Annotated in this window: 16 protein-coding genes and 5 pseudogenes; 11 read left to right on the forward strand and 10 right to left on the reverse strand. The window is 55.0% G+C overall.

The features are described from left to right. Window positions 1–15: 15 nt before the first annotated feature. The 6 genes from MA07_RS04930 to MA07_RS28645 all read right to left on the reverse strand — a co-directional run bounded on the left by MA07_RS04930 (window position 16) and on the right by MA07_RS28645 (window position 7,491). Window positions 16–975 carry a glycosyltransferase family 2 protein gene (locus MA07_RS04930; protein WP_052002851.1) on the reverse strand — a complete coding sequence of 320 codons (960 nt, stop codon included), beginning with the start codon at window positions 973–975 and terminating at the stop codon, window positions 16–18. Beyond that, window positions 972–2,195: a glycosyltransferase gene (locus MA07_RS04935; RefSeq protein WP_152568727.1), complete on the reverse strand. Its 1,224-nt coding sequence runs from the start codon at window positions 2,193–2,195 to the stop codon at window positions 972–974. Before MA07_RS04935 ends, MA07_RS04930 begins: the two co-directional genes overlap by 4 nt. A gap of 59 nt (window positions 2,196–2,254) precedes the next feature. Then, window positions 2,255–3,136, reverse strand: a complete 882-nt coding sequence (locus tag MA07_RS27555; RefSeq protein ID WP_052002853.1) for a glycoside hydrolase family 16 protein — start codon at window positions 3,134–3,136, stop codon at window positions 2,255–2,257. Between the two features lie 347 nt (window positions 3,137–3,483). Continuing rightward, window positions 3,484–4,431: a glycosyltransferase family 2 protein gene (locus tag MA07_RS04945; protein ID WP_036347699.1), complete on the reverse strand. Its 948-nt coding sequence runs from the start codon at window positions 4,429–4,431 to the stop codon at window positions 3,484–3,486. Between the two features lie 15 nt (window positions 4,432–4,446). Next, complete coding sequence (locus MA07_RS04950) at window positions 4,447–6,306, reverse strand: Wzz/FepE/Etk N-terminal domain-containing protein (RefSeq protein ID WP_152568729.1); 1,860 nt, start codon at window positions 6,304–6,306, stop codon at window positions 4,447–4,449. 135 nt (window positions 6,307–6,441) lie between these two features. Beyond that, on the reverse strand, window positions 6,442–7,491 hold the full coding sequence (locus MA07_RS28645) for a glycosyltransferase family 2 protein (protein ID WP_081928784.1): 1,050 nt from the start codon (window positions 7,489–7,491) through the stop codon (window positions 6,442–6,444). 699 nt (window positions 7,492–8,190) lie between these two features. Here MA07_RS28645 and MA07_RS28650 point away from each other — a divergent pair. The 6 genes and pseudogenes from MA07_RS28650 (at window position 8,191) to istB (ending at window position 14,877) form a co-directional block, all read left to right on the forward strand. Next, window positions 8,191–8,913, forward strand: coding sequence for a sugar transferase (locus tag MA07_RS28650; RefSeq protein ID WP_081928792.1), 723 nt, complete (start codon window positions 8,191–8,193; stop codon window positions 8,911–8,913). A 337-nt stretch (window positions 8,914–9,250) separates the two neighbouring features. Beyond that, window positions 9,251–10,192 (forward strand): glycosyltransferase family 2 protein, encoded by a 942-nt coding sequence (locus MA07_RS04960; protein WP_036347704.1) that lies wholly within the window; start codon window positions 9,251–9,253, stop codon window positions 10,190–10,192. 290 nt (window positions 10,193–10,482) lie between these two features. Then, window positions 10,483–11,781 carry an O-antigen ligase family protein gene (locus MA07_RS04965; protein WP_036347706.1) on the forward strand — a complete coding sequence of 433 codons (1,299 nt, stop codon included), beginning with the start codon at window positions 10,483–10,485 and terminating at the stop codon, window positions 11,779–11,781. A gap of 361 nt (window positions 11,782–12,142) precedes the next feature. Continuing rightward, a pseudogene (locus tag MA07_RS04970) lies at window positions 12,143–12,520 on the forward strand (integrase core domain-containing protein); the annotation flags it as partial. 235 nt (window positions 12,521–12,755) lie between these two features. After that, a pseudogene (gene istA, locus MA07_RS04975) lies at window positions 12,756–14,008 on the forward strand (IS21 family transposase). Continuing rightward, a pseudogene (gene istB / locus MA07_RS04980) lies at window positions 14,005–14,877 on the forward strand (IS21-like element helper ATPase IstB). Before istA ends, istB begins: the two co-directional pseudogenes overlap by 4 nt. A 63-nt stretch (window positions 14,878–14,940) precedes the next feature. Here the strand turns inward: istB and MA07_RS04985 are convergent. Then, a pseudogene (locus MA07_RS04985) lies at window positions 14,941–15,959 on the reverse strand (IS701 family transposase); the annotation flags it as partial. Between the two features lie 395 nt (window positions 15,960–16,354). On the opposite strand from MA07_RS04985, the gene MA07_RS04990 reads away from it, so the two are divergent. The 4 genes and pseudogenes from MA07_RS04990 to MA07_RS05005 all read left to right on the forward strand — a co-directional run bounded on the left by MA07_RS04990 (window position 16,355) and on the right by MA07_RS05005 (window position 20,288). Continuing rightward, a complete protein-coding gene (locus MA07_RS04990) occupies window positions 16,355–17,590 on the forward strand; it encodes a polysaccharide biosynthesis/export family protein (RefSeq protein WP_160195387.1) in 1,236 nt (411 codons plus the stop codon). A gap of 24 nt (window positions 17,591–17,614) precedes the next feature. After that, on the forward strand, window positions 17,615–18,712 hold the full coding sequence (locus MA07_RS04995) for a glycosyltransferase family 2 protein (protein WP_036347710.1): 1,098 nt from the start codon (window positions 17,615–17,617) through the stop codon (window positions 18,710–18,712). A 116-nt stretch (window positions 18,713–18,828) separates the two neighbouring features. Beyond that, window positions 18,829–19,160 (forward strand): annotated as a pseudogene (locus tag MA07_RS05000) (transposase); the annotation flags it as partial. 93 nt (window positions 19,161–19,253) lie between these two features. After that, complete coding sequence (locus MA07_RS05005) at window positions 19,254–20,288, forward strand: glycosyltransferase family A protein (protein ID WP_036347715.1); 1,035 nt, start codon at window positions 19,254–19,256, stop codon at window positions 20,286–20,288. A gap of 45 nt (window positions 20,289–20,333) precedes the next feature. Here MA07_RS05005 and MA07_RS05010 read toward each other — a convergent pair whose 3' ends face one another. The 3 genes from MA07_RS05010 to MA07_RS05020 all read right to left on the reverse strand — a co-directional run bounded on the left by MA07_RS05010 (window position 20,334) and on the right by MA07_RS05020 (window position 24,399). Beyond that, window positions 20,334–21,290, reverse strand: coding sequence for a polysaccharide pyruvyl transferase family protein (locus MA07_RS05010; RefSeq protein WP_160195388.1), 957 nt, complete (start codon window positions 21,288–21,290; stop codon window positions 20,334–20,336). 158 nt (window positions 21,291–21,448) lie between these two features. After that, window positions 21,449–22,582, reverse strand: coding sequence for a glycosyltransferase family A protein (locus tag MA07_RS05015; protein ID WP_052002854.1), 1,134 nt, complete (start codon window positions 22,580–22,582; stop codon window positions 21,449–21,451). Next, a complete protein-coding gene (locus tag MA07_RS05020) occupies window positions 22,579–24,399 on the reverse strand; it encodes a lipopolysaccharide biosynthesis protein (RefSeq protein ID WP_081928789.1) in 1,821 nt (606 codons plus the stop codon). Before MA07_RS05020 ends, MA07_RS05015 begins: the two co-directional genes overlap by 4 nt. A gap of 579 nt (window positions 24,400–24,978) precedes the next feature. Here MA07_RS05020 and MA07_RS05025 point away from each other — a divergent pair. Beyond that, a partial coding sequence (locus tag MA07_RS05025) for a sugar phosphate nucleotidyltransferase (RefSeq protein WP_036347718.1) occupies window positions 24,979–25,259 on the forward strand: 281 nt, incomplete at its 3' end.

A 25,259-nucleotide genomic window follows, 5' to 3' on the forward strand; every position in this document is an offset into this window, starting at 1 on the left:
GCAGCCGATGGTGCTCTAATTAATGCTTTGCAGACCAATCCGGCGCGATGAGCGAACCACAGCTTGAATCAAACATTGCCACGCAATGTAGCGGAGCACAGGGGCGCTCATCGTTGCTGTGCGTATAAGGTCAGTGATTCGCCTCTCCTTGAAAAAATCGATAAATTGCACCCACGCAGCCCTCTGTTGCGTCGTGATGAAATGACGCCTCAACGCGTTCTGAAACCGCGGATGACCTTGTGCGCGTACCAAGGCTGCTTCATCAACAGAACACAGCTTGAGCAGGTCTGCCGCTCTGTGCGCTAATGTCAGTGAGCCCTCGCGCACTGAGTACACGTAATTAGGACTTGGGACCGAAATCCAAGTTGCGCCCTCAAGCAGCGCGTTTACGTAGAACGCGTAATCTTCCGCAAATCTCATATCTTCATTGTACCGTAGATCATGAAGATCAATATACGACCGCCGAACAATTGGTTTCAGGAAGCCATAGCCTCTGCGAGGCATCTTGGGATTCGGCAAATTGCCGAGAACAAAGCATTCCCCGTCAATCCGAGACGGCAAGCCATTGAGCCCAAACATTGGACCAAGGACACTTTTGGAAGCCTCATCGAAGAGTAGGAGATCATCACAAACTAAATCGGCACCAGCTTGATCCCCAGCAGCTGTCAAGAGCTTTAGGCGCTCAGGGACGTACCAGTCGTCGGCATCCAGAAGGGCGATCCACCGTCCGCTCGCAGCGGCGATGCCTGCATTCCTTGCGGCGGAGGGGCCTCGATTGGTATCGAGTCTGATGATTTTCAGGCGCGGCTCCTTCTCGGCATGTTCTTCGACAATCTGGGCAGTATCATCTGTTGATGCATCATCAACGACGATCACTTCGATCTCACGAAGCGTCTGCCTCAGTGCAGACTCGACCGAGCGCCGAATAAAATCGTGCCCGTTGCGAACAGGTACAATAACACTAACCTCAATCATCTGCTTTCCAAGTAGCGGCCTTCAACGTCGCTGTTATTCTTCTGCTCAATCAGGAGAGCAAGGCGATTCAAATAGACGCGAGTATCAGTTTCATCCACGAAAAGCGCCTGCGGCTTAGCCATAATCCTGGCGCGAAGAATTGAATAGCTCGCGGTATCAAGATCGCGTAGGAAATCACAGATATTTTTTGCGACAGGCTCTGCAAAGCTCCTTCCGAGGTCATGTTCGGCTACCATTTTTTCCGTTGTCGTTGCTTCGCGACTAAGAGCAACAGCGCCGAAGAAGCCGCCCTCATACAAACGGTTTGGTAAAAGCCAATCGGAGTTTGCTCCAGCATCGGTGTAATCAATAGACCAACTGAAGTGAACGTTCTCGTAAATTCGTGCGAGATCCTCTGGACTGGAGTAGGGTCCTTCAAAGACCATGTTCGGTCGCTGTCCGATAGTCTGAGTGAATTCAGCCTCGCTGATGTCCTCTCGTGATAGCCGGCCTCGAATATATATCCGTACCTTCGCTCCGAGCTCATCGGCAATGGCTGCAAGTATGTCCAAACTCTTTCGGCAGCGAAGTACACCAAACCATCCGATAACCCATGGTTCGGTGCCGAGTGAGAGCCCCGTTGGTCTCACATAAGACTGCGGCGCAGCTTGGATTTGGCTTCCGGAAATCTTGTTCTCCAGCAAGTGCCAAGGTCCATGATACCGCTGAACAGGTTCGAAATATTCTTTGATGAAATCCGGAGATGAGACTACCAGGAGATCGGCAGTTTTGAGAAGTTGGCGTTCAACTGCGCGGATCAGCGAAGAAACCCGCCCACCTCCAACAAAGATACGCTGTACATCGAGAACTTCATAGACAAGCTTTGCTTTCGAGCCACTCAACAACCTCGCAACTACCGCGAGCGCAAACATGTCGATGTTGCGCGCTTGAATCACATCTGCTTCACGCAAGGAACGGGCATACCGTAGTGCTGCAACGAGGCCACGAGCGAGGGGCACAAGACGCTTAAGATAGTTGCGGTCGACGGTCGTCCCTAAGGAGACGTTGTCAAAAGGGATTGATGAGCGTTCTGCTTGGTGCCGACGGGCGAAAGTAAACCCTATAACACGACAGCCGTTCAGCTGAAGTGACAAAATGCGCCGTTGAACGGCTGTCTCGCGAGCATCATGCCCAAAGTAGGCGAGGAGCAGCGCGGGTACGTTGCGGGCGTGCCGTGTCATCAACACTTGTCCTTGAACAACCTGAAAAAGCAGTTATGGCGAGCACCATTCGGGGGTGGCTAGCGAGGCGGATTATCATCAGGCTTTCCATCGCTGATGCGCTGATACACGCGAACGTAGTCTATCTCCATCATTGACGGGAGTGCAGTGTTGGCATCTGGGCTTCCGGGCCAGTAACCTCCGACTGCGAGATTTATCAGTAGGTACATTGGCTTTGATGGAATCTCCGTACTCTGAAACCGGTAAGTTTCCTTTCCATCTACATACCAGATCAGCTTGTCGGGCTGCCAATCAATCCCAAAGGTGTGGAATTCAGCGGACAGATCAGCATCTGAGGACATGCCACTGGCTTTCCCCCGTTTCCCAGCTTTATCGGTAAAGTGAAATGTTTGGTGCGCCTTAGCTGGTTCGTGTCCTAGGACTTCCATAATGTCAATTTCTGGCGGCCAGGTGCCATCAATAGGAAGTAGCCAGAATGCTGACCAAAAACCTTTTCCTTTGGGAACCTTTGCTCGAACCTCAAAGTACCCGAATGACTGCGAGAAAGATTGAAGTCCAACGCAATCGCTTCGCTTCTCCCATCGGTTGCAACCTGCTGTCGTGACCATGCCAGACGTATACCGAAGATCAGATTTGGCGCCTTTACATTGCCACGCTGGCGTATCTTGTCTTTTAGCGACGAGCCTGAGCATGCCGCTATGCTGGTTGATCGCGGCCGGGATGTAACACTGCTGCTCCTGATTGCCCCCCAATGTTTGATTGCCCCATAAATCTGAAGGCTTCCACTTGCCTACATCCAAGGACTCGGAATTGAACTCGTCTTGGAATGTGAGCTGCCATCCAGCGTTGCTCGACAATGGAAAGATCACTGTCAGAACGCAAATCAACCACGAGAAAGCTTTCAACAAGCGAAGCTCGGCCTTAGGACGATAAAGCTGCATATATTGCACTGGCTTGGTGTCTCCGTTTCTAGCGCACCCTATTCAAGTATGAAGACTTTTTAATAGCGCCTGATAAGTCCCGGCGATGAAAACAAAGATCGCCTCTGTCTTGTTCATCGGCCAGAGCTCAAGCAGCGCTTTCTGGTGAGCGAACGAGGTATTCAGTCATCACGGCTTGCGACGAGCTCGTGGGAACCGGCTAAAAGCCCTTGCAACCAGTTGTCGGGTCACGGACACTCACATCATGGTTTCTGGTACAGCTCTGATAGATTGGCAGCGATGGCGGGAACCTGCTTAGCTGCAGAGCACGTCTATAGATTGGTCAGTGGCTCGAGCGGAACCACTGATCAGCGCGCAGGAAGCCGTCGCACACGTTTTGTAATGGCCTCTGAGCTGCTCCTCAGGAGGTAGACAAATGTACGAGGCTCAGCAAGGGCGAGTCTAGCGGCTCTTGCTACCTGTAAGTGCTTAATGGCTTCAATCAAGTCCATGTACCTGAGCAGAAGATCAAGATGTTCATCATACCTCGTAAGTTCGCGACGCAGCGTCTCCTCATTGGACGCTGTCCCAATTCGGTGCTGAGCACGCTGAAAATCTACGAGATGCTGCTTACGCAACTTAGATGAAAGCGAACCTGCATTGACATAATACCGGTAGAGAGGTTCAGAAGTAACAACAAACCGTGCGCCAGCTATTAGTGCGCGAAGGCACAGAAGATAGTCCTCTCCAATCAAAACACTTGTATCGTAAAAAATATCGTTTGTGAGAAGCAGTTCCCGCCGGAACATAGGCTTCAGGTAGCCAAGTTTGAACCCTGGCGTCAGCATCATATTGCGACGAACGTATTCGGGAGGGCCCACGACGAAATAGTAGGGAGGAGCCCCACTAGGAAGGGCCGCATGAGCACTTTTGTGAGCGTTGGCGGGAGTGATGAGTATGTTGTCAGCAACGATGTCGGCTGACGTCGTGGAACTCAGTTCAAGCAACCTTTCAAGCCGATCGACCAACATTTCGTCATCAGCATCCAGCAACGCGATCCATTCGCCGCTTGCCATTCTCATTCCGTCATTTCTGGCCGCCGAGGGTCCTCCGTTTGACTCTCTGACATAGTACTTGATCCGCGAGTCGGTGCTTGCGACCTCCAAGACTATTTCGCCTGTTGCGTCAGAGGACCCGTCATCAATTACAATTACCTCGATATCCCTGACGGTCTGGTCGCACGCGGACAATAGGGCGCGACGAATGTAAGGAGCTGCATTATAAGCAGGGATGATAACCGAAACGCGGGGCGTCATACGCAAGAGCCTTGATTAAGATGGTCGTAATGAAGCAGATCTCGTTCGAAGGCTGGACATGATGACGTGTATTCGCTGGTTTGGCTTCACGCCGCGTTCAACCTCGAACAATGCGACACCAAGAACATTTCCGTTGCGGAGATCGATCTCGCTGATGACCTCGCGTAATGCGCCGAGGCCAATGTTGTTTTTGTCAGCTAAAATTAGAACTGCATCCAGACGAGGAAGGATAGATTTCGTAGAGGCGCAGTTGATAGGCGCCAGATTGACAAGCACGACGCTGGCTCGTGCTCGAGCGAGTTCAAGGAGGTCGCCAATCTTCTGCGGTGCTGCGGAGTTCAAGGTGAGGCTCGGTCGAGCCTGCACAGGTTCGCAAGGCAGCAGAGTTAACTCTGTTCCACCGAGTTTCACCAATGCATCATCAAGTCCGATTTGTCCTGAGATAACGCTAGCGATTCCCCTGCGGGAGGAAGGCGCAAATAGCTGTGACACACCTGCGTTCTCAGGGTCAGCGTCGATGATCAGAGTTGTATCCTGAGAAGCCATAAGGAATGCAAGATTGCTCGCGATGATCGAGGGATGTCGACCAGAGGGTGCTCCAAGGATGCCCAAGGTGCGGATGCTCTGCCCCAAACCCAAAAGCTCAAGATCGACCTTCAAACTTTGTATAGCTTCGCTGAAGTGTGGAGCTGCCCCTCCCAAGACGGCCATATAGCCATCCAACTTATACTGGCTGAGCGAGCCGCCTTGATTGAGAGTAGGAACCTGGCCGAAAGTTGGTGTTGATAGATCGATGGCACGTGAGCCCGATTTCTGCCAAATGTCGGCTAGTGGCACGAAGCCCACACAACGAATGCCAGCGGAGCGAAGCTGCGCTGGGGAGTCGATTGATGGAGAAACAAAGCGTCGCACTAACGCTACAGCTATCCCAAGTCCGGCACCAGCGATCAACGCAAGCAGAAGCGTAAGCTTCTTTTTCGGGAAACTCGCGGACAATGGAACAGTTGCTTCGTTTAGAATGACAGCGTCTGAACCAGGCGCACTTTGTTGTTGAGTGATTTCTGCCAGCCGCTGGAAGAAGGTCTCATAGGTGCTCTGAAGGGTCTGGGCCGCATTCTCAAGCCGCTTGAGTTTAACCCGCCGCTGATCAGCAGTTTCGGCTGGCTGCGCAGAGGTGAGCCCTGAGCCCGGCCGCACCCCGACGTTGGCTTCACGGTACTCCTCAGCCGCGGTAAATGCCTGTTCAGCCTGTGTGCGAAGCTGGTCAACGCGATCCTCCATCCACGCTGTCGCCTGCCTGATGGCATCATTGCGAAGGTTCCGCCTTTCCTCGATGTATGCCTTTGCATATGCGTTTGCCAGGAGGGCAGACAACTCTGGATCGCGGGAAGTGTAGGCTATCTCGATCGTATACGACAAACCTGGGCGATATACCGCCAGGCCGGTCTGAACCAGCCTGCGCTCGCGTTCTCTCTTTGAGGTTTCGAGACGTGTTTGGGCATTGGGGCTGTTATCAGCCGTGCTTCTCCAACTCGATAAGGACGTAATGATAGAGCGAAACCAGCTTTGCTCGCTATTCTGCGTGCGGTCAGGCAGAAGCAACTCAGGGTTCACTATGCGAAGTACTTGGTCAGCGACTCGCTCGGATCGGATAATTTCTATCTGGGTCTCGATGTCACCCACATCCATCGGTATAGAGCCGTTGGCTTCTTTACTGATAACAAGACCCTTTTGGTTTTGAAGGAATATGGTTGAGCTCGCTGTGTAAAGAGGCTGCGCTGTCAGCGCATACACAAGTGCAATGACCGTAAAGAAAGCAGAGCAAAGAATAACAGGCCACTTTGCGTATTTTATAAATGTCAGTGCGTCCGCCAAGGTGAACAGACTGTCAGGGTGTTCCCCTACGTGGTGTGAGTTCTGAGTGAGTTCACGATGGAGCACAGAGAGCCTCAGATGATACGGTTCAAAACGGCTGATATCGCTTTCTCAGCGAAACAGTCACAGGTCTGGTTAATGACCCGAATTTGATCGAAAGATCAAGTTAATGGCCTGGTTGGCGCTAGCTTTAAGAAAACCAGCTCCCCAGCTCAGATGCATGATCCCAGATGCAAGCCCAACAGCAAGCAGAGCCTTATCGCGCTTCTTGATGGCTTGAGCGACAGAAACGCCTATAAGCATCGCAATGTACATGCCAGGAATAAATAGGGCAATTGGTGCCACAGGAGCTAGTAACATCCCGGCGATCGTAGCCACCAAGATAACTGGAGGGATAACTTGGCGGAGTTTTGGAAACTGGCGATGTAAGAGCAAGGTGCGGGCACGCCCTTGACCATGATTGAAGTACTGGCGCGCGAGAGCACGCCAAGATTTGCGCGGAAAGTATGTGATGCAGGCCTCACTGCACATCCAAATTCGTCCACCTGAGCACGTCAGACGATAATCGTATTCGGCATCCTCGTTGTGCGTGAACTTTTCATTGTAGCCTGACAAGGACAGAAAGGTGCGACGATCGAAAGCCGCATGGTGTCCATGATCAACAAACCTTGATGCGCTGCTGCTGCGTCGATGCGCCGATCCGCCATTCCCAATACGACTGTTCTGCGCGAAAGCGATAGCCCTTTGAAAGGGTGTTGTCCCTTCAGCACGCATCGGCACCACAACTGATTGTGCGTTTTGCTCCAGCAAATTTGTGGCGCATAGTTCAATGAAATCAAGCGGGTAATCCGCGTGCGCGTCCGCGCGAATTATGATTTCAGATGACGAAGAGGCAAGTTGCGCGCCTAAGTTCAGGGCCGCTGCCTGTAAGCGCTTTGGATTATGCAGAAGTGAGATACCAGAGTGGTTTGCCTGTAAGCGTCGGACGATCTCGCAAGTCTCATCCGTGCTCCCTCCATCGACCACGAGGATCTCATCGCATTCAGGCCGAAGCTGAGGTATGAGTGATCGAAGGCACCGTTCTATAAAGGCACTTTCATTCAATACGGGAACAACTACTGAGATAGGTGGATAGTGCATTAAGCGCTCAACCGGCCGGCCACTCATTGAACATACGTCACTCATAGGTCATGGGATCCTGGATCTGCGCATTCTGACGAATGAACGTGGGACGTCTGGCGGGCAATAGGTTTATATTCACGATGATTTTGTGGATCAACACTCAATATCAGGGTGCCCCTGAATATCAAGTGTATTCCTGAACCGGAGTATTCCTTAGGGATATTGTCATTCAAGGTTTGGTTAAGCTTTCTCGTGGTCAGCAGCTTAGGAGTTGCGAGTCCTCTTCCAATCAAATTTTCTATCACTTGGTAAAGATGTGCATCCAGTTTAGACATGCTATTCTGCCTGTACAGATTTGCCTCCATAAACCAGCAAACGACAGCGCAGGCTCGTTGAATGCGGCAGCTAATCGTGCTAGGAACTGCCCCTCTAGCAGGCTCAAAGAAGCCAGTGCATTTGATAGTACCTGGGTCCTGCTACGAGGATAGTAGCATCAATAAGATTTAAATCTTAATATTTAGGACGACTCTGTCAAGGAGTTTGGTTTGAGAGCTGCTCGCAGGGAGTACCACTTCCGATTAGGCGCAGGTTGATCAATGCGGCTTGTTTTGGGCCCGATTCTCTGGTTTATATGCGCTGCAGCGAGAAGAAAAAACGCCAAAGCTAGGACTTCCTACCAAGCGTTGATCGATGCTTGGTGCTTAGTGTCCAGCTCCCCCGCTGAAACGACTTTTGGCGAAGCTTATTATGACGGTGCGATCCATGATTGGGGCTAATGAAGGTTCAAAGGGGCAGGTTGCCCCTAATCCCTACTCTTGGGATAGTTCTTATTTCGGAGCAACTTCGGAAAGGGTCAGACGTAAGTTTCGACCAATTGGAGGAGTTTCTAAGCGCTGCTTCGACATTAGCGTTGCGCTAGTGGTCGTATTTTTGTTGCTGCCTCTGATAATCTTTGTCGCTCTCCTTGTGTATTTCACAAGCCCTGGTCCGGTTATCTACCGTCACAAGAGAGTGGGCTACGATGGAAAAGAGTTTAGCTGTCTGAAATTTCGGACCATGCACCAGAACGGTGATCAGATTCTTCAGGCGCACTTTGCGCAGTTTCCTGATGCTGTGAGCGAATGGATCGAAACGCGAAAGCTCACACATGATCCTCGAGTTACGCGTTTTGGAGCGTTCCTGCGGAAGTCCAGCTTGGATGAACTTCCGCAAATCTTCAATATCTTGCGTGGTGATATGAGCCTCGTTGGTCCTCGCCCGATCGTCCATGACGAACTTTCGATGTATGGCGCCAAGGCATCCCACTATCTCACGGCAAGGCCAGGCTTGACAGGTGCTTGGCAGATTAGTGGTCGAAGTGATACAACCTACACGGAGCGCGTTGCTCTCGACGTCAACTACGTCACAGAGTGGTCATTCGCACGTGATATCTTGATTATTGTTCAGACCGTCCCTGCGGTTCTCGCTGCCAGGGGTAGCCGTTAACTCGAGGCCTTACGAGCGTTGGTATGGAGCATTGATTATTAGGCTGACGATCCCGTACCCCTAATTGATTTTCAAAAACTCGGGCCAGTCCGTTGGCGGCACATGCAAGTGGTGACTTGATCAGTGACCGTGCGTGGTGCTGAGGTTGCCTTCTTTGAAAGGCTTTTCGGAGCTGTGGGGCCTGAGTGCTGGAGAGTCCGATGACAACTCGAATCGGATGCCTTATGCATCTCAGCAGCGCGAGAGCCACGTTGAAGCCACCGGTGGCGCGTCCACCACTTGAAGGTCGCTCGGTTTCATCAGTTCAGTGGGCCGATTGTAGGCAGCAAGGGTCGGTATGACAGACGCCGTTTGTGTTGGGATTACGACCTATAATCGCGCAGAGAAGCTAAAGCTGCTTCTTGATGCTCTCGACTTACAGGTGCTGCCGAGCGAGCTTGAAAACCGGGTCAGAGTTGTGCTGGTTGACAACAGTGCGGAAGGCTCGGCCGGAGAGGTTGCTCAAGCATACATCAACGATGGCAGGTTTCCTCTCAAATACATACTAGAACCTTCTAAAGGCCTATCAAAAGCGAGGAACGCAGTTCTTTCAACTGCTATGCCTGACGCTGAGTTTATTATTTTCATTGATGATGACGAAATTCCACTGCCATGCTGGCTCGCATCCCTCGTTCAGGCGGTTGTTGATGCCGGCACGGCTGCAGCAGTTGGGCCAGTGCGACCTGTTTTCGAAGGTCCAGTCGCACCATGGATCGTCGACGGACAGCACTTTGCTAAGTACATGCGATCGGACGGCGGTTTCGTTGATGATGGGTACACCTGCAATACCATACTGAGAGCGTCTGTGTTGAAGGAGCAGAGCTTAACCTTCAGCTTGGACTTCAACCATACAGGTGGCGAAGACACTATGTTTTTTGCTTCGTTAACTAAATCAGGCGCCAAGATTGCTTGGGCTGAGCAAGCCGTTGTTCTCGAATGGATCCCAGAAGGCAGAACTACCTTGCCGTGGCTGGTTCGAAGATGGTTTCGGACCGGCGGGACAGAGGCTCACCTGAGTCGCTTTGGAGCGAACGGGGTTTTAGGCCGAAACTTCAACCTAGCTCGCGGGTGCTTGCGTGTTGGAGTGGGGACGGTGCTGCTCATAGGGTTATCGCCATGGTTCTGGATGAACCGAAAGGGAGGGGCCCGTGTGCTGACAATGATCTGTCGAGGTGCTGGCCTCATCGCGAGCGCATTCGGGAGGCAGCATCAGGAGTACGCGCATCCCGCTTACAAATAGTCGTGCATGCAGATTTCCGATCGTATCTCAAACATGTATCCGGCTCAATGTAGATAGGTCATCTCGGGTGTTATGAGCGGGCTCGTTCATAGCGTCAGCAAATGAACCACAGTGAACTTCGCCCTTGTTGCTAGTCCGCTTCTTTGCGCAGAAAGATCAATGGCCAATGAATGGTAAATAAATGCTGTCTCAGATCATATCTATTATGGTACAGGTCAGCTTAGCTCCTGAGATGATCTCTAGTAAGCCAGTCGATAATCTTCCTTGAGTTCCGAATGAGCCAACATCCAATGGTCCTCAACTATGGGCGGTACAATCAGAATGTCACTATTCAATCACCAAATGTGGGGGATGTAGGCGACAGAGCAGGTGCCGAGGTCCTCCTTCAGTCTGTTAATATCGGAAGCGTGCTTGAGAAATTGTTCTTCTGCCTTTTAATCCTTGTCGGATTTGGCGCTTCATTCGCCTTGTCCCGATCGATGGAACGTATCGTTTGGCTGTTGGCAGACTGCCTTCTGGTGATTTACTTCCTTAAAGCTTACAGACCTATGGTATCTGCAAGCTTCTATGCTTGGCCACTACTCCTTTGGCCAATACTGGCATCGCTTTCATCGATGTGGTCACTTCTCCCAGGATTAAGTCTCTATCACGGCCTGCAATTAGCAGCGACCATTCTGCTCGGGGTCGTTCTGTTCGTGCGCTTCAAACTGGAAGGAACAATAAAGCTGGTGTTCGGAGGGCTTCTTGCAGCGCTTTTGCTCTCGTTCCTGATCCGAGAAAGAGATAAATTTGGAAACTTGGAGGGCACGTTCACGCATAAAAACCAGCTGGGAGCCGCAGCTGTCACGCTTTTTTACACGTCAGCGGTCCTCTTTTTAAGCGGATGGCGGCGCATTCTTTCAGGGGCCGGTGCTGTCGCAGCCGTTGCAGCTATCGTGCTAAGCCATTCAGGGACATCGCTCATATGCTTAGCAATATCGGCTGCCTTGCTCACAATTTCTGCAATTTGGATTGCAAGCAGACCCGTGTTCGTCTTCTGTGCCGCGGTAGGCGTGGTTATCATGTCGGCCCTCGCGTTCGCTCTTTTGAACACGAACGGTAGCGTCTTGAGTAATATACTTGGGTTGCTTGGGAAGGATACGACGCTGACAGGAAGAACAGTTCTATGGAGCTACGGTTGGCTCAGCTTCATGGACCACTTCTGGTTGGGCGTCGGGTATAAGGCCTATATCGCATCCTCCGAGACAACGAGTGGGCTCATTCAGCACATACTCCAGCAGCGCCTCCCGTACTTGCACAATAACTGGCTTGATGTAGCCGCGGACCTTGGAGTTGTTGGTTTCACCCTCTTCGCGGCCGTGATGGGTCTGATCACGTCGAGGGTCATTTTTCTGTTTTTTGCGACCCGCGATCTAAGTGCCGTTTGGTGTATGTGCTTCAGTATCAACACGCTGATCATCTCTCTGACCGAAGGGCCTTTGTTCCGGAACCATTCAATGCTCCAGGTCCTGATCGTGGTTGTTCTCCTAGGTACAATCAATTCTGCTAATTCATCGAGGCGCTTCGAGCAAAGAGTACGGACTAGGTAGAGCAGAGGTCGGTGTGAAGGCATGCCTTGCCGCTTCGTTTGCTTAGTCACGGCATCTGAACTTTGAACCAGTAGAACCAACGTCAGCCTGGAAGATGAAACGAGCACTCTTATTGAGCGTTTCTTTCTATTTCCGGTGAGTGGACCACTCTATGTCGTATTTAGGAGCGTCTGGTCCCATTGTATTTTCGATGTTGAGGCGGGTGCGGTTCAGTCCGGTAAACCTCAATGGCTTTACTGAATAAACTAAATATATTGAAACTTTGACTCTACCGACATCTCTGGAACTTAACGACAGACAACGGGGACACCCTAACACACCGGCGCCAGGGAAAATTCTCGACTCTAGCTGTTTGGTGGCGTCAATGCGCGATCACATGCGCACCGAACTAGCCCTTGGCGCTCTGATCATGGCGGCCCAGCGGCAGCGACCAGGCCCTGGGCTTATTCACGATTCGGATCGTGGAAGCCAATACGCGTCTGAGGCGTATGCCCAGCAACTGGCTCTCATGGGCGCCAAGCCATCGATGAGCCGGACGGGCTGCTGCTATGACAATGCCCCGATGGAATCCTTCCTCCATTCCTTGAAGGTCGAGTTGGTTCATCAGCATCGTTGGACGACCCGCGAGGAGGCACGACGGGATCTGTTCGGCTACATCGAGGGCTACTACAATCGGCAGCGCATTCACTCGGCCCTCGGGTATCTCACACCCGAACAGGCCGAGCGGACAGCGAGCTAACCCGGTGTCCACTCAATCGGGGGAAGATCACGCCAGCATGGATAGGGTGATGTGCCGGTGCCAGCCCGTCCACGAGCGCACCTCGTACTCGTCTGTTGATACCGGAGTGAAACTCCCCAGACCTGCCGCTTGAACTTTCCCCAGGTGGCGCGCCCGCCGGTCGTTTTGGCGGGGCCCGGGAAGACCGGCAGGCTCTCTTCGCCGATGCTGTTCCTGATGGTCAGGAGGGCATGCGGTGATCCAGCTTGGGGAGTTAGTCATGATCCTGGAGTGGCACCGGCAGGGTATGTCGGTCTCGGCGATCGCCCGCCAGAGCGGCCTCGACCGCAAGACGGTCCGCAAATACATCAAGCGAGGTCTGGAGGCGCCGGCCTACGGTCCGCGCAAGCCACGTCAGACCGTTATCGATCCCTTCACCCATTACCTGCGCGAGCGCGTGAGCGCCTTCCCAGGGCTGACCGGCTCTCGCCTGTTCCGCAAGATCAAGGAGCGCGCTATGCTGGAGGTTATACCGCCGTCACCGACTTCCTGCGCGAGATCCGCCCCGCAACGCCATCCTCCTTCGAGGTCCGCTTCGAGACCGCGCCCGGCGAGCAGGCCCAGGTCGACTTCGCCCAGTTCCAGGTGGTGTTCACCGACGAGCCCACGGCCCCGCGCATCGTGTGGCTGTTCTCGCTGGTGCTCGGCTACAGTCGCCTGATCTGGGCCCGCTTCGTTCTACATCAGGACTTGGCCACCCTCCTGCGCTGCCACGTGGCCGCCTTCGAGGCCTTGGGCGGCGTGCCGCACGAGCTGCTCTACGACCGCATGAAGACCGTGGTCACCGGCGAGGCCGACACGGGCGGCATCGTCTACAACCGTGCCCTCATCGATCTGGCCCGTCACTTCGGCTTCCATCCCAAAGCCTGCCGGCCGTACCGGGCCAAAACCAAAGGCAAGGTCGAGCGGCCCTTCCGCTACATCCGCGAGGACTTCTTCCTGGCGCGCTCCTTCGACAATCTCGAGGACCTGAACCGGCAACTGCAGCACTGGCTCGCCACGGTGGCCAACCCACGCCTGCATGCCACCACGCGCCGTGTCGTCACCGAAGCCTTCGCCGAGGAGAAGCCCTTCTTACGGTCGCTGCCGCTGGCCCCGTTCCGTTCGGTGCTGCGGCTAGAGCGGCGCATCTCGCGCGACGGCATGGTCAGCGTGGGCGCCAACTTCTACAGCGTGCCCGATGCCACCCGCCGGCGCGTGGTCGAGGTGCACACCCTGGCCGACGAGATCCGCATCTTCGAGGACGGCCAGCAGATTGCCGCCCATCCGGTGCTGGAGGGCCGCCACCAGCGCCGGGTTGCTCCCGGTCACCGCAAGGGCCTACCCGCGGGGCGCATGCGTGGATCTGACGCTTTCCCGATCAGTCGCACCGGTGACGTGGTCGCCCAACGCTCGCTCGAGTTCTACGATGCTGTGGCCCGCCACCTGGCCCGGGAGACGCGCGCATGAGTGCCGCTCTCGAGCTCACCCCCACCACCCTGGAGCGGATCCGCCAGGATCTGGTCGGCCTGAAGATGCCGCGCGCCCGCGAGGCGCTCGATGCCATCGTTCGCCGCCTTGAGCAGGGCGACATCAGCGCGCTGTAAGCCATCGACACGCTGCAGTCCGAGGAGCTGACCGTATGCGAGAACAGGCGTATCAAAACAGGGTTGCGCATGCCGCGCCGGTCGACGTTCAAGATCCTGTCGGGCTTTGACTTTACCTTCCAGCCCTCGCTCGACCGGGACCGCATCCTGACCCTGGCGCAGTTGGGCTTTATCGCCCGCTACGAGGTAGTGCACTTCCTGGGCCCGCTTGGAACCGGCAAGAGCCACCTGGCCACGGCCCTAGGCGTGGAGGCGGTGAAAGCCGGCCGGAGCGTGCACTTCTGCACGCTGGCGGATCTGATCGGCCTGCTCGCGCGTGCCAAGCGCGAGGGGCGTCTGGCGGAGCGGATCCGGTTCTTCTGTCGACCCACGCTGCTGATCGTGGATGAGATCGGCTATCTGCCGGTGGTCGAAGGCGACGGCAATCTGTTCTTCCAGTTGGTCAACGCACGCTATGAACGTGGAGCGATGATCCTGACCTCGAACCGCGGATTTGCCGAATGGGGTGAGGTGTTCGGCGATCCTGTTGTGGCCACGGCCCTGCTGGATCGGCTTCTGCATCATGCGGTGGTGATCCAGATCGAGGGCTCGAGTTACCGGCTGCGGCAGCATGCCGAACTGATGCCTGAGCATGTCCGCACCAAGGCGCTGATCACGCCGCCCAGTCCAGTGCCGGCCTCCCGCCCGCGAGGCCGGCCTCCGAAAAATGGTCCCAAGCCCCTGGGGACGTAAGCGGCACAACTGGGGAATTTTACTTCGGCGCTTCTGGGGATGATTCATACGGCATTGACACCCGTCCAATCCGGTCTCGCCCTTGGCCTCCTCAAAGCAGTTCTCGATCCGCCAGCGCATCCCCGCAATCTGCACCAGGTCAGCCAGCGACGTCTCCTCCGGTGACCGGGTACCGGGTGAGATAGAACGTGAACTGATGCGGCTGCCCCTTCTGGCCCTTCCTACGGCGGATCAGCAGGCCGGTTTTCCAGCCTGGCACCGGCGGCGTGCGATACGGCAGATACGCCCAATCGTACAGCCGCGGGCCCTTGGCTCCATCCCCGGCACTCAGCCGTTTCCAGCCTCTGCCCGGTACATCCTCAAGCCAATCTTCCACGGGCTTGAACCCGAGCCGCTGAGCGGAGGTCACTGCCAGCACATAGCCGCGCCCGTGCGCCTCGATCAAGACGCCGGATCTGGTGATCGGCCCCATAGAGGCTGTCGCTCACCACCCAGGCACACGGCACGCCGGCCTCGAACGCTTGCTTGAGCATCGCCTGTCCGAGCTTCGGCTTGGTGGCGAAGCCGATCTCCTCCGGCACGCCCGCTTCCGCGCGGCGGGCGGCGTCAAACGCCCAGGTTTGCGGCAGGTACAGCGCCCGGTCGATGAGCGCATGCCCGTGCCGGCTGGCATAGGCGAGAAACACCCCGATCTGGCAGTTCTCGATGCGGCCGGCCGTGCCGGAGTACTGGCGTTTGACGCCGGCCGACTTGTCACCCTTCTTCACAAAGCCGGTCTCATCCAGCACCAGCAAGGCGTCAGGATCACCGCGATGCTCGACCACATAGGTGCGCAGATCATCGCGCACAGCCTCGGCATCCCAGTGCATGCGGGACAGGAAGTCCTGCACACCGTCAGGTGTCATGTCGCCGGCGGCTTCGGCCAGGTGCCAGCCGTTCTTGCGTTCAAGCGGCGCGAGCAGGCCCTGCAGGTAGGCTCTGGCCCGCCGGCGCGGCTCAATGCGGCCGAAGCGGGGAGCAATGCGCGAGCAGAGTTCGTCCAGCTGAGCGGCCCAGCGGTGGGCCTCGCTTGCGTACGTCATGGTGCGACACCTCCGTGTCTAAGACAACGCACAAGGCCCGGCTGTAGTACTAGTCGGTCCCGTTCATCAGGCCGTAATATGTCGCCCCGCGCTCGGTGTTTGATGCGGTGTTCTGGAACGATTGCTGTACCTTCAGATAAACGTGGGGACAACAAATAGCAGTCTCTCAGCCTTCGCAGACTATCAATGCGATTGCACGGTGACGCCTGAGTGCAAGCGTAGCATTTTCAACATCACCATATCTTGTCTGGATATCCCAAAATAATCTGTAGCCGCGCCTTTATTTTTTCCTACATTTTGGCAGGGGCCTTACCCGAGGCTCTTGAGGTGTACTAAAGCTCCGGTTAGCTATACTAAAGCTCCGGTTCCACTAAATCACTCACCAGAACGGTATGATGACAACTACATCAAAGAAGGTCTTAACTTGGAGCCGCGCGGTCCGCTGGGCAAGCGTCAGCATAGTGTACTTTGCCCTACAAGCACCGGCATTCGCAGAGTATCGGTTGGCGCCCGGGGACGTGCTGGAGCTTTCAGTCGCAGGATTTTCTGATTTGCGTCAGAAAGCGACGGTTGGGGTTGATGGCGATATTGTATTGCCACTAGTTGGAAGCATCAAAGCCGCCGATCGGACATTGCCTGAACTGTCTCAAGCTGTTCGGCAGGCTTATTCAAGTGCGGTGCTCCAGCAGAGGACTCCTGGCGGCCAATCCGAGCCTATCGTGATTACATCAAACGAGATTACCTTGCAGATTGCTGAGTACCGTCCGGTATATCTAGGTGGTGATGTCGCAAATCCTGGGCAGCAAGCCTATCGCCCAGGTATGACGCTGAGGCAGGCAATCATGGTCGCAGGTGGCTATGGCGCTGGTCGCGCAGGTATAGCCAATCCTCGCCTCGAAGCATTGCAACTCCGGGGTGAGATTGAAGCGCTCTGGGTGCAGCAGGTAAAAGATCAAGCCAGTGCTTGGCGTATAAATAATGAGTTGCAGGGAAGTGAGTCTCCGTTTCCTGACTTTTCTCAGAGCCCACTCGACCGAACTGTAATTAATCAGATTAAGACGACTGAAGAGGATCAACTAAGAACACGGAGGGCGGATCTGGCTAAGCGGAAAGCCTCGATTGAAAAAACAATTGTGCAGGCTGACAAGCGTCTGGCTCTTTTATCGGAGCAGATGAAAAATGAAGAAGCTGGAAGTCAGGCCGACGCTGAAGATTTTGCACGGATCAGTAGCCTGTTTGAAAAGGGCAATGTAGCCGTGAACCGCCTCTCGGATGCGCGTAGAACAATGCTCTTTTCAGGAACACGTGTTCTTCAGACGACGTCCGCTATGTCTCAGCTTGAAAGGGAAAGGGAGACTTTGCGGCGTTCTCTTGAAGAGATTGATGCGAAGACACGAATAGAATTGAATGACAGCCTCCAACAGGTCAATGCGAGAATCGCACAGTCGCAAGTCAAGCTTTCCGCGCTTGAGGAAAAGTTGCGATATTTGGGTGGGTCGCGGCTGCAGGAAAACCTTATCTTCTCGGTAATACGCAAGGGTGCAACAGGCGTAGAGCGTTTGACTCCCCAAGAAGATGATGAGCTTCGTCCTGGCGACGTGATAGAAGTCACTATCCAAGATATTCTATGATGAAGCCGGTTTAGGTAGGACACTATGGAGACTTTAAGTAAAGTTGCTGTTGTTATACCATACTATCAGCGAAGCCCTGGGATCCTTCGGCGGGCTTTGGAATCGATTGCTGCCCAGAAGGTTGACGAGGGCACCCGTATTGTTGTCATCGTGGTCGATGACGACTCGCCACACGAAGCAAGCCGGGAGATCGACGGTCTTTGCCTGCCAGAGTACGTAAGTATATCTGTTCACCGGCAGCCTAACGGTGGGCCAGCAGTTGCACGCAATACTGGGCTTGATCTGGTGCCTTCAGACGCCAACTGGATCGCCTTTCTCGACTCCGATGACGAATGGCTGCCAGATCACATCAGAACTGCTCTCAGTTCTCTCAAGAATGGTGCAGACCTCTACTTCTGCGACCACAAACGTGCTGGTTTCCACGACACCTACTTCCCCTCCGTTCCCTTCCCACTCGTAGGCGAACTGATCCTGCCCCGCCAAATCATGCTAACGCTTACGCTGCGCTACATGCCTAGCCACCTGTCCACTATGGTCTTTCGAACGGAAATCGGTTCCGCAACACGTTTTGACGGCAGGCTTCGGGGTGCTGGTGAAGATCTGATCTTTATTGTGGAGCTAGCTTGCCTAGCAGAGCGCATAGCTGTCTCGTCTCAAGTAAATGTGGCCTGTGGAAATGGCGTAAACATCTGCTTCGGCAACTTGGATTGGAATGCCCCAGGGAACCTATTGCGGGCAGCCGAGCAGGTTTGGGCCTTTACTCTGCTGGCTAGAATGGTTCACAGGCTCCCAGTGTCGTCCGATGACTCTGCAATTGTTGAGCTTGAACTCAAGCGCTTAAGGAGGGAGTTCGCATTTTTGTGGCTCCGCAAAGTTCTTCGAAAAATCCGGTTTCCAAATGAACTGCTCCACCTCATCCGCAATGACAAGCGAACACTTCTCTGGTTTCCAAGCTCATTAGGGGTGGTAGTGGCTCAGAAAGCGCTAGGCATGTACGAGACTTCCGTTACGCATAAGGTAGATGGTCTCGAAACGATCACGTTGCGTAATAATGCTAGGGGCACTAGAAGCACGGGATCATCAGGATCAGATCAGTCCGGGGCAGGGCAAGATGACGCTTGATGTACAGCCGCAGCCCGTCAGGCGCTCACTTGCGTGTGACCTTCTCCCTGGAAACTGGACCGGCCAAAGTGGGAATTTTCTCGTCATGTCTCCCGGCTGGGAGAAGGGGAAAGGCCATGAAGGTGTCCAGGTTCTCAGAGCAGCAGATCGCCGTCCTGCTCAAGCAGGTCGATGACGGCGTGAGCGTCGAGGAGGTCTGCCGCAAGGTCGGGATCTCGCAGCAGACCTACTACCGCTGGCGCAAGAAGTATGGCGGGCTGATGCCCTCGGAGGTGCGCCGCCTCAGGCAGCTCGAGGAGGAGAACCGGCGCCTGAAGCAGATGGTGGCGGACCTCTCGCTCGACAAAGCCATGCTGCAGGACGTGCTGTCAAAAAAGCTCTGAAGCCTGCGCGGGCGCGGCGGCTGGTGGATGGTCTGCAGGGTGCGTTCCAGGTCTCGATCCGACGGGCCTAGCGCGAATTATCTAGTAGGAACTCGACTACACGCAAGGGCAGAGCTAACCTAACTTCAACTCGCTCCCACCACCATTCAGGGTACCCAATGACCAGCGTTGGCGTCATTCTACCATTTTATCAACGTGAGCCGGGCTTACTACGCCAAGCAGTGCGCTCGGTGCTGGAGCAATCCCTTCCAGACGACGTCCGACTGGTCATAGTTGTTGTGGATGACGAATCTCCCTGCCCATCAGATGATGAACTCGCGTCTCTGCCCCCTCTGGGCCGCCACAGCCTTGTCACCTTGAAGCGCGAAAATGGAGGTCCAGGTGCTGCACGCAACACGGGTCTTGACTACTTTGAGACCACCCCGGTTGATTTCGTGGCATTCCTCGATACAGACGACACTTGGCTGCCGCACCACGTCGCTGACGGCATAGCGTGCTTGGGTAAGAACGCCGATTACTTCTTTGCAAACCACCGACGCGATACCTACGAGGGTGGCCGCAGCTACTTCGATTCGAACTCAACGGTCAAAAAATGGCTGCGCCTCGGCCAAGGCTCCCCCTTGGAGCCTACTAGCAACCCGCAAGTCTTTGCGCTCAGGCGCGACACGCAGCTGTTGGCTTTCATGCAGGATTACCTCTCGCAGACCTCGACTGTGATTTACCGCTATGAGGTGCTCCGCGACATCCGTTTCGAGGCGTCCCTCAGGACCGCCGGCGAGGACCTTCTGTTTTGGTTTTCTCTTTGTAAAGTTGCGCGTCGTGTCGTTTTCACCACAGAGGTGGGCGTCATTTGCGGGAGCGGAGTCAACATCTTCCACTCTACTCTGACATCGTGGGATCACCCAAACACCCCGAGTAGGTTCGCCTTCCAAATGATGCTCTGGAGTTATGTTGACGGACGCTTCGAATTATCTCCTGAGGAGCAGGCGATCGTGAGGTCGAAGATTGCAGACTTTGAGCGGGGATTCAGTTATATTTGGTTGCGCGCACTTCTAAAGACAGGCCGGGCCAACATCTCCCTCCTGCGCATTCTCCGCGAACGACTCGGCTGGCAACCTTGGCGCATCATTCCTTCTGCCGCCGGCGCGATACGTCGCCGCCTCGCGCGGGGACAAATGTTCCCTGAATATTAAAGAGGCGGGGCAACTCGCGTATATGCAGTCCGAGTTGCCGCTTACTCAGGCTGCAACGGCACTTCGGTACCAAGCCTCTGCTTCCGCTAGGCTCGCTGCACGGGAGACATTGCCACCAGCCGTGCACCAGGTCTCCATGTAAGTACTGGTTTTGCCGTAGCTGTTATCCAGGACACAGTGGGGTATATCAAGGAGGAAACTCATGATGTGTCCGTGCAGTCGGTCTGTGATAACTGTGCGGCCGCGGCTCAGTAGGTCGAAGCCGCGCCTGAGCCGAAGCCAAGCTAGGCGGTGATATCGCGTACTGAGATAGGACTGCTTGCCGCCGCGGAGGTATGCCAAAGCTAGTGGCAGTACATCCCGCAGCTTCGAGTTCATGTGAAAGCCGGGCGGCTCAGCCGGCCAGTCTGCTATTAGGATACGTGGGTCAATAGCGAGGGCCCGCAAATCGTGCGCCGTGGCCGCTTCTCGGTCGCGGCGCAGGTGGAGCAAAAGGTCTTGATCGGGTTCTCCCCTCTCTATTGGGCCGATGAAGTAGGCCATGTCCGGGCACATCCGAACGTCGCATTGGAAGGATCGCGTCGCCAGATCGAAACTCCTTTGATCTCGCACCAGAAGTGTGAATGCACCATGCCGCTCGATCAGACGCGCGGTGCGGTCGATGTTAGCCTGCTCGCGGTAGAAGATCGTCTGTGGGAACTGAATCACGGGACGTCCCGGATAGCGTTCTAGCACCTCTTCGCGAAAAGGCTGGAACCAAGGCCACAAGTCGCCGAAGTTGCCGCCTCCCTGAAGGAGAATCGGTCCATTACCGATCCTGCGCTCAAGTTCTGACCAAATACAGTTGTCTTTCGACGCAACGTAAGAAGGTTTTAATCTCTTGCGCTCTAAAAAGGCAATCTCGCCTGCATAGATCGCGCTGTCGCCGATGTTGTCATAATCAGGGAAGTCTAGCAGCGCTACACGCTCGCTTGAGTTTAAGAGGTCGGCGGTCTGCTCCAAGACAATATCTTGTAGCCGTCTGATGTCGGCAATTCGCCCTTCAGACACTAACCTCATCGGAAGCTCCATATCAGGAAGGCCACCCAGAAATGATGGCGGCCACGGCAGGCTTTTATTTGAATGATCCGGGCTATGCAAGTATCGGTGCTGACCCCGAGTCAGTTGACATTTCCCCAAGCGCGGCCGGTCTTTAAACGGATGTGATAGGCAGCGACCTTTGGGTATAGATGCACTGGGGTAAGCGCCATTGCCTCACGGATATAACCCGAAGCCAAAAGGCGCCGGGACGTCCTGGCTTGCATAAAAATCAGCTCCTTGCGGTTCTCGTCGCACAGTCCTCCAGCGTGGTTACGAATGGCCTTAGCAATGAAAGCGCAGTCCTCTACCGTGGGCTCGAAAGGTCGGTAGACCGAAGTTTCAAGCAGTTTGGCCGCTGTAGCAATCTCTAAGTAGTTTTGCTCCTCATCTGATAGCATGGACGCCGCCACATAAATCATTCCTTGGAGCGAGCCAGCCGCGTGAAAGGCATCGAGCTGATTGCGCTCGAAGGGTAAGTCAGAGCGACCCTCCCGCCTGCGCCTCTCCGACAAAGCCGCCAACTGCCCCGACAAGGCAAGAACGCGGCCGTTCACTATAGATTTGCTGCTGATGCTGCCCGGATGCACGCGGTACTCGCCATGGATATCAGGAAGGTTGTGCAACTCACCCAATTTCCGAAGCCGCCAGTAAAGGTCTACATCTTCAGCATGGTTGACGTGTCGGTACCCGCCAACAGTGACCAGCGCTGCGCGCCGTGCCATCAAAAAGGGATGCATTAGGTAGGGTTCGCGCGAGGGTGCCCAAGTCGGATTGCCTGTCGGAACACCGAATGTTGTGCTCGTACCGGTGCGCTGTCCTACGCTGTCAATGTGATAGGCGTTGGAGCTGACCGCTACACAATTGGGATGCCCACGCAAGTAGGCCAACTGGGCCTCGAACCTTTCTGGGAAGGAGATGTCGTCAGCGTCAAGACGGGCGATGAACTCGGCCGTGGCTTTCTCGAGTCCCATATTGAGTGTGTCCACGATGCCGCTATTGGGCTTCGAGAATAGAATGATCCTAGCGTCTGCGGCGGCCATGGTGGATACGAGCGCCGCTGTTCCGTCTGTCGATCCATCGTCAATAACAAGGATGCGAAAATCTTCGAATGTCTGATCAAGCAGGGATTGCAACGACTCGCGAAGGGTCGATTCAGCGTTGAAGGCAGGCAACAAAACGTCGATCGTGGGCGGCTTTAACATGGTGGTTTTCATCGTGAGGACCTCCAGGAGAAAATGAGGGGAACAGCGCGCCCAACGGCGTAGCGCAGTGCCTCCGATATCTCGCGCTCAGGTCCATCGGGGCACCGCGCCATGAACCACAACAGGACAGCGGAGGTGGCGAAGGTCGCAGCGCCCGCGGCGCCGACTAGGGTTAGGGTCGTAAATGTACTCACTCCCAGACTTGTCTCTGCGAGGTAACTTTGCAGCGCCAGGATCACCCCGACCATCGCGACGGAACTAGCCAGCGGTCGAATGTTGCCGGCAATCTGCTCATACAGTGAAAGGCCGGTGAGCTGCTGTACCAAGTGCATGTTTATTACTGTGCCAACCGCGGCCGCGCCAGCCCGGCCGAAAAGGATGCCAGGAAATCCGCCTAGGAACATACCCAAGGCCATTAAGGGGACGCGGATGAAGAGGTTAACCAAGTCGCGACCGAACAAGAGTTGCGTCTGGCCCAGCGCCATGGCTAGCGGCTGCAGCGTCGTGGCAAGCGTCTGGAGCGCAATTACGCTCGCGATAACCTGAATTACAATGGTAGCTCCCGCCCATTGTGGCCCGAGTGTCAGCGGCACCACAATGGGAGCCGCTGCCGCGAATCCGAAGCCGATGGGAAAGGCGATGGCGCAGAGCAGCCTTTGAGCGCGTAAATAGGCGCGGCGCAGCCGCTCAGGGTCATCAACCATGCGGGAGAAGCCAGGAAACAGGGTCTGGGCGATAGGCAGCGTCGCCTCTCGCGTAGGCAGCGCCGCCAGATTGTCACCTACGGTATACGTGCCCAACGACGCCTGGCCATAGATGTATCCCACAACTAGTTTGTCGAGATTCCAGTTAAGGGCGTTAACGCCCTGACCAAGCGAAAGCCAGATGGAGAACGAAAATAGCTCTCGAGCGCGCCCGAGCCCAAATCGTGGTCGATATGGACGAACAGCGTAGGACAGAACTAGATTTAGCAGTTGCGCTATCGACGAACCAAGGATCAATGCCCAGTAGCTCTGGTAAGCCAATGCGATGACAGCTGCCACCACAAAACCTGTAAGTTTCTGGGACACATTGAGCGCGAACTCCTGCCAGAATACCAGGTCGCGCGTCATTACTACTAGCTTGGGATTAAAGAACCCACTTAAGAGGCCCGTCATCGCTACCACCAATATCACTGGCCCTAATCTGGGGTCGGCGTATAGTCCAGCAATTGGCCAAGCGGCTAGGGAGAGCGCAACCGCAATGATCACCGCTCTCATCCCATTGAGCGTGAAAGCAGTATGGAAGTGCTCTTCATCCGGTGCGTTGTGCTGGACTAAGGCTGCAGACAGCGATAGCTCCGTGACCGAACCTACGATAGTAAGGATGGTTGTGGCGATGGCTACAATGCCGAAGTCATCTGGCGTTAATAGTCGCGCCAATACTAACGTGCTCCCAAAGCCAATGACGCTAACAAAAAGGCGCGTCAGCCCAATCCAAAGGGCGCCCCGCGCCAGCCGACCCCGAATACTCTGCATGGAATTTCGTTCTATCTGCCGAAGGCTTGCACCCGGCTCGTTCGATGATACAAATTTCGCCGGTTTTAGGCGCCAAGAGGACGGCTTTTGCTGATCTACAAGCTCACGGTTCCGTCTCGAGTTGCGGCTCGCCTTCCCAAGCCGACATTTCCTCCGATAAGGTTGAATCCGTCTGCGAACTTGGCTTGTTGTACTTCGCTCCCAAGCAGTCGACGCACATAGATCTGATTGCTTTGGATGCAGTTGCCCTGTGTCTCTGATCAAGCTTGTCTGATCGTTCCCATGCAGGCGACCGCTCATAGCTAGGTACATTCGGGGTGAGGGGGGCGTTTCGTACAGTACTATAGGAGAGAGGCTGCGAAGGCGACCCTTCCTGCGCCATCGAAGTCCCTATGGGGCCCATGAAGATCAGGGAGGCCAGAGTAGATCGCAGGGCAATATTGGCACATAGTTTCAAATCAGACCTCGTCGTGAACAGGGTTGAACTGCTGATAAGGTGGTTTTCGACAAATAACAGCATACAGATGATCTGGGGAAGGTGCCTTGGTGTGGCATTGCAGCGCCTTCCGACCGGAGAATGAGAACGGACGCATCCGACAAACGGTCGGACATTGAGCGGTGGCCTTGTAACCTGTGCAATACACCCGACCATTTGGTCTCGGATCGTTCCTCATGACAGCAAAGCGATAGGTTGTGAGCCGCTGTGCCTAGGTTTCGTCTCAAGACTGCTCCTCGATGTGGTTGAACGGGCACGTCACTTGCGATACTGCACCATACCCGAGGATGTCACCCGGCTGCTGGGTGCCCACGCACGGTATTCGGACCAGCGTGCTAGCCAGACCTCATAAACTATCCCGAACGTAATTTTCACTCTCATCTATGGCTCATTCAATGAAGCGTATCCGCAAAGCAGTCCTGCCCGTCGCCGGTCTCGGCACCCGGTTCCTGCCCGCCACCAAGGCTGTGCCCAAGGAGATGCTGTGCGTCGTCGACCGTCCCGTGGTGCAGCACGTGGTTGACGAGGCCCGCGCCGCCGGGATCGAGCATTTCATCTTCGTCACCGGGCGCAACAAGGCCGTGATCGAGGACCATTTCGACATTGCCTACGAGCTCAACCGCACCCTCGAGGGCCGCGGCAAGACCAAGGAGCTGGAGATCCTGGCCAAGGATCA

The organism is Microvirga sp. BSC39 (assembly GCF_000739015.1).
Classification (GTDB): Bacteria; Pseudomonadota; Alphaproteobacteria; order Rhizobiales; family Beijerinckiaceae; genus Microvirga.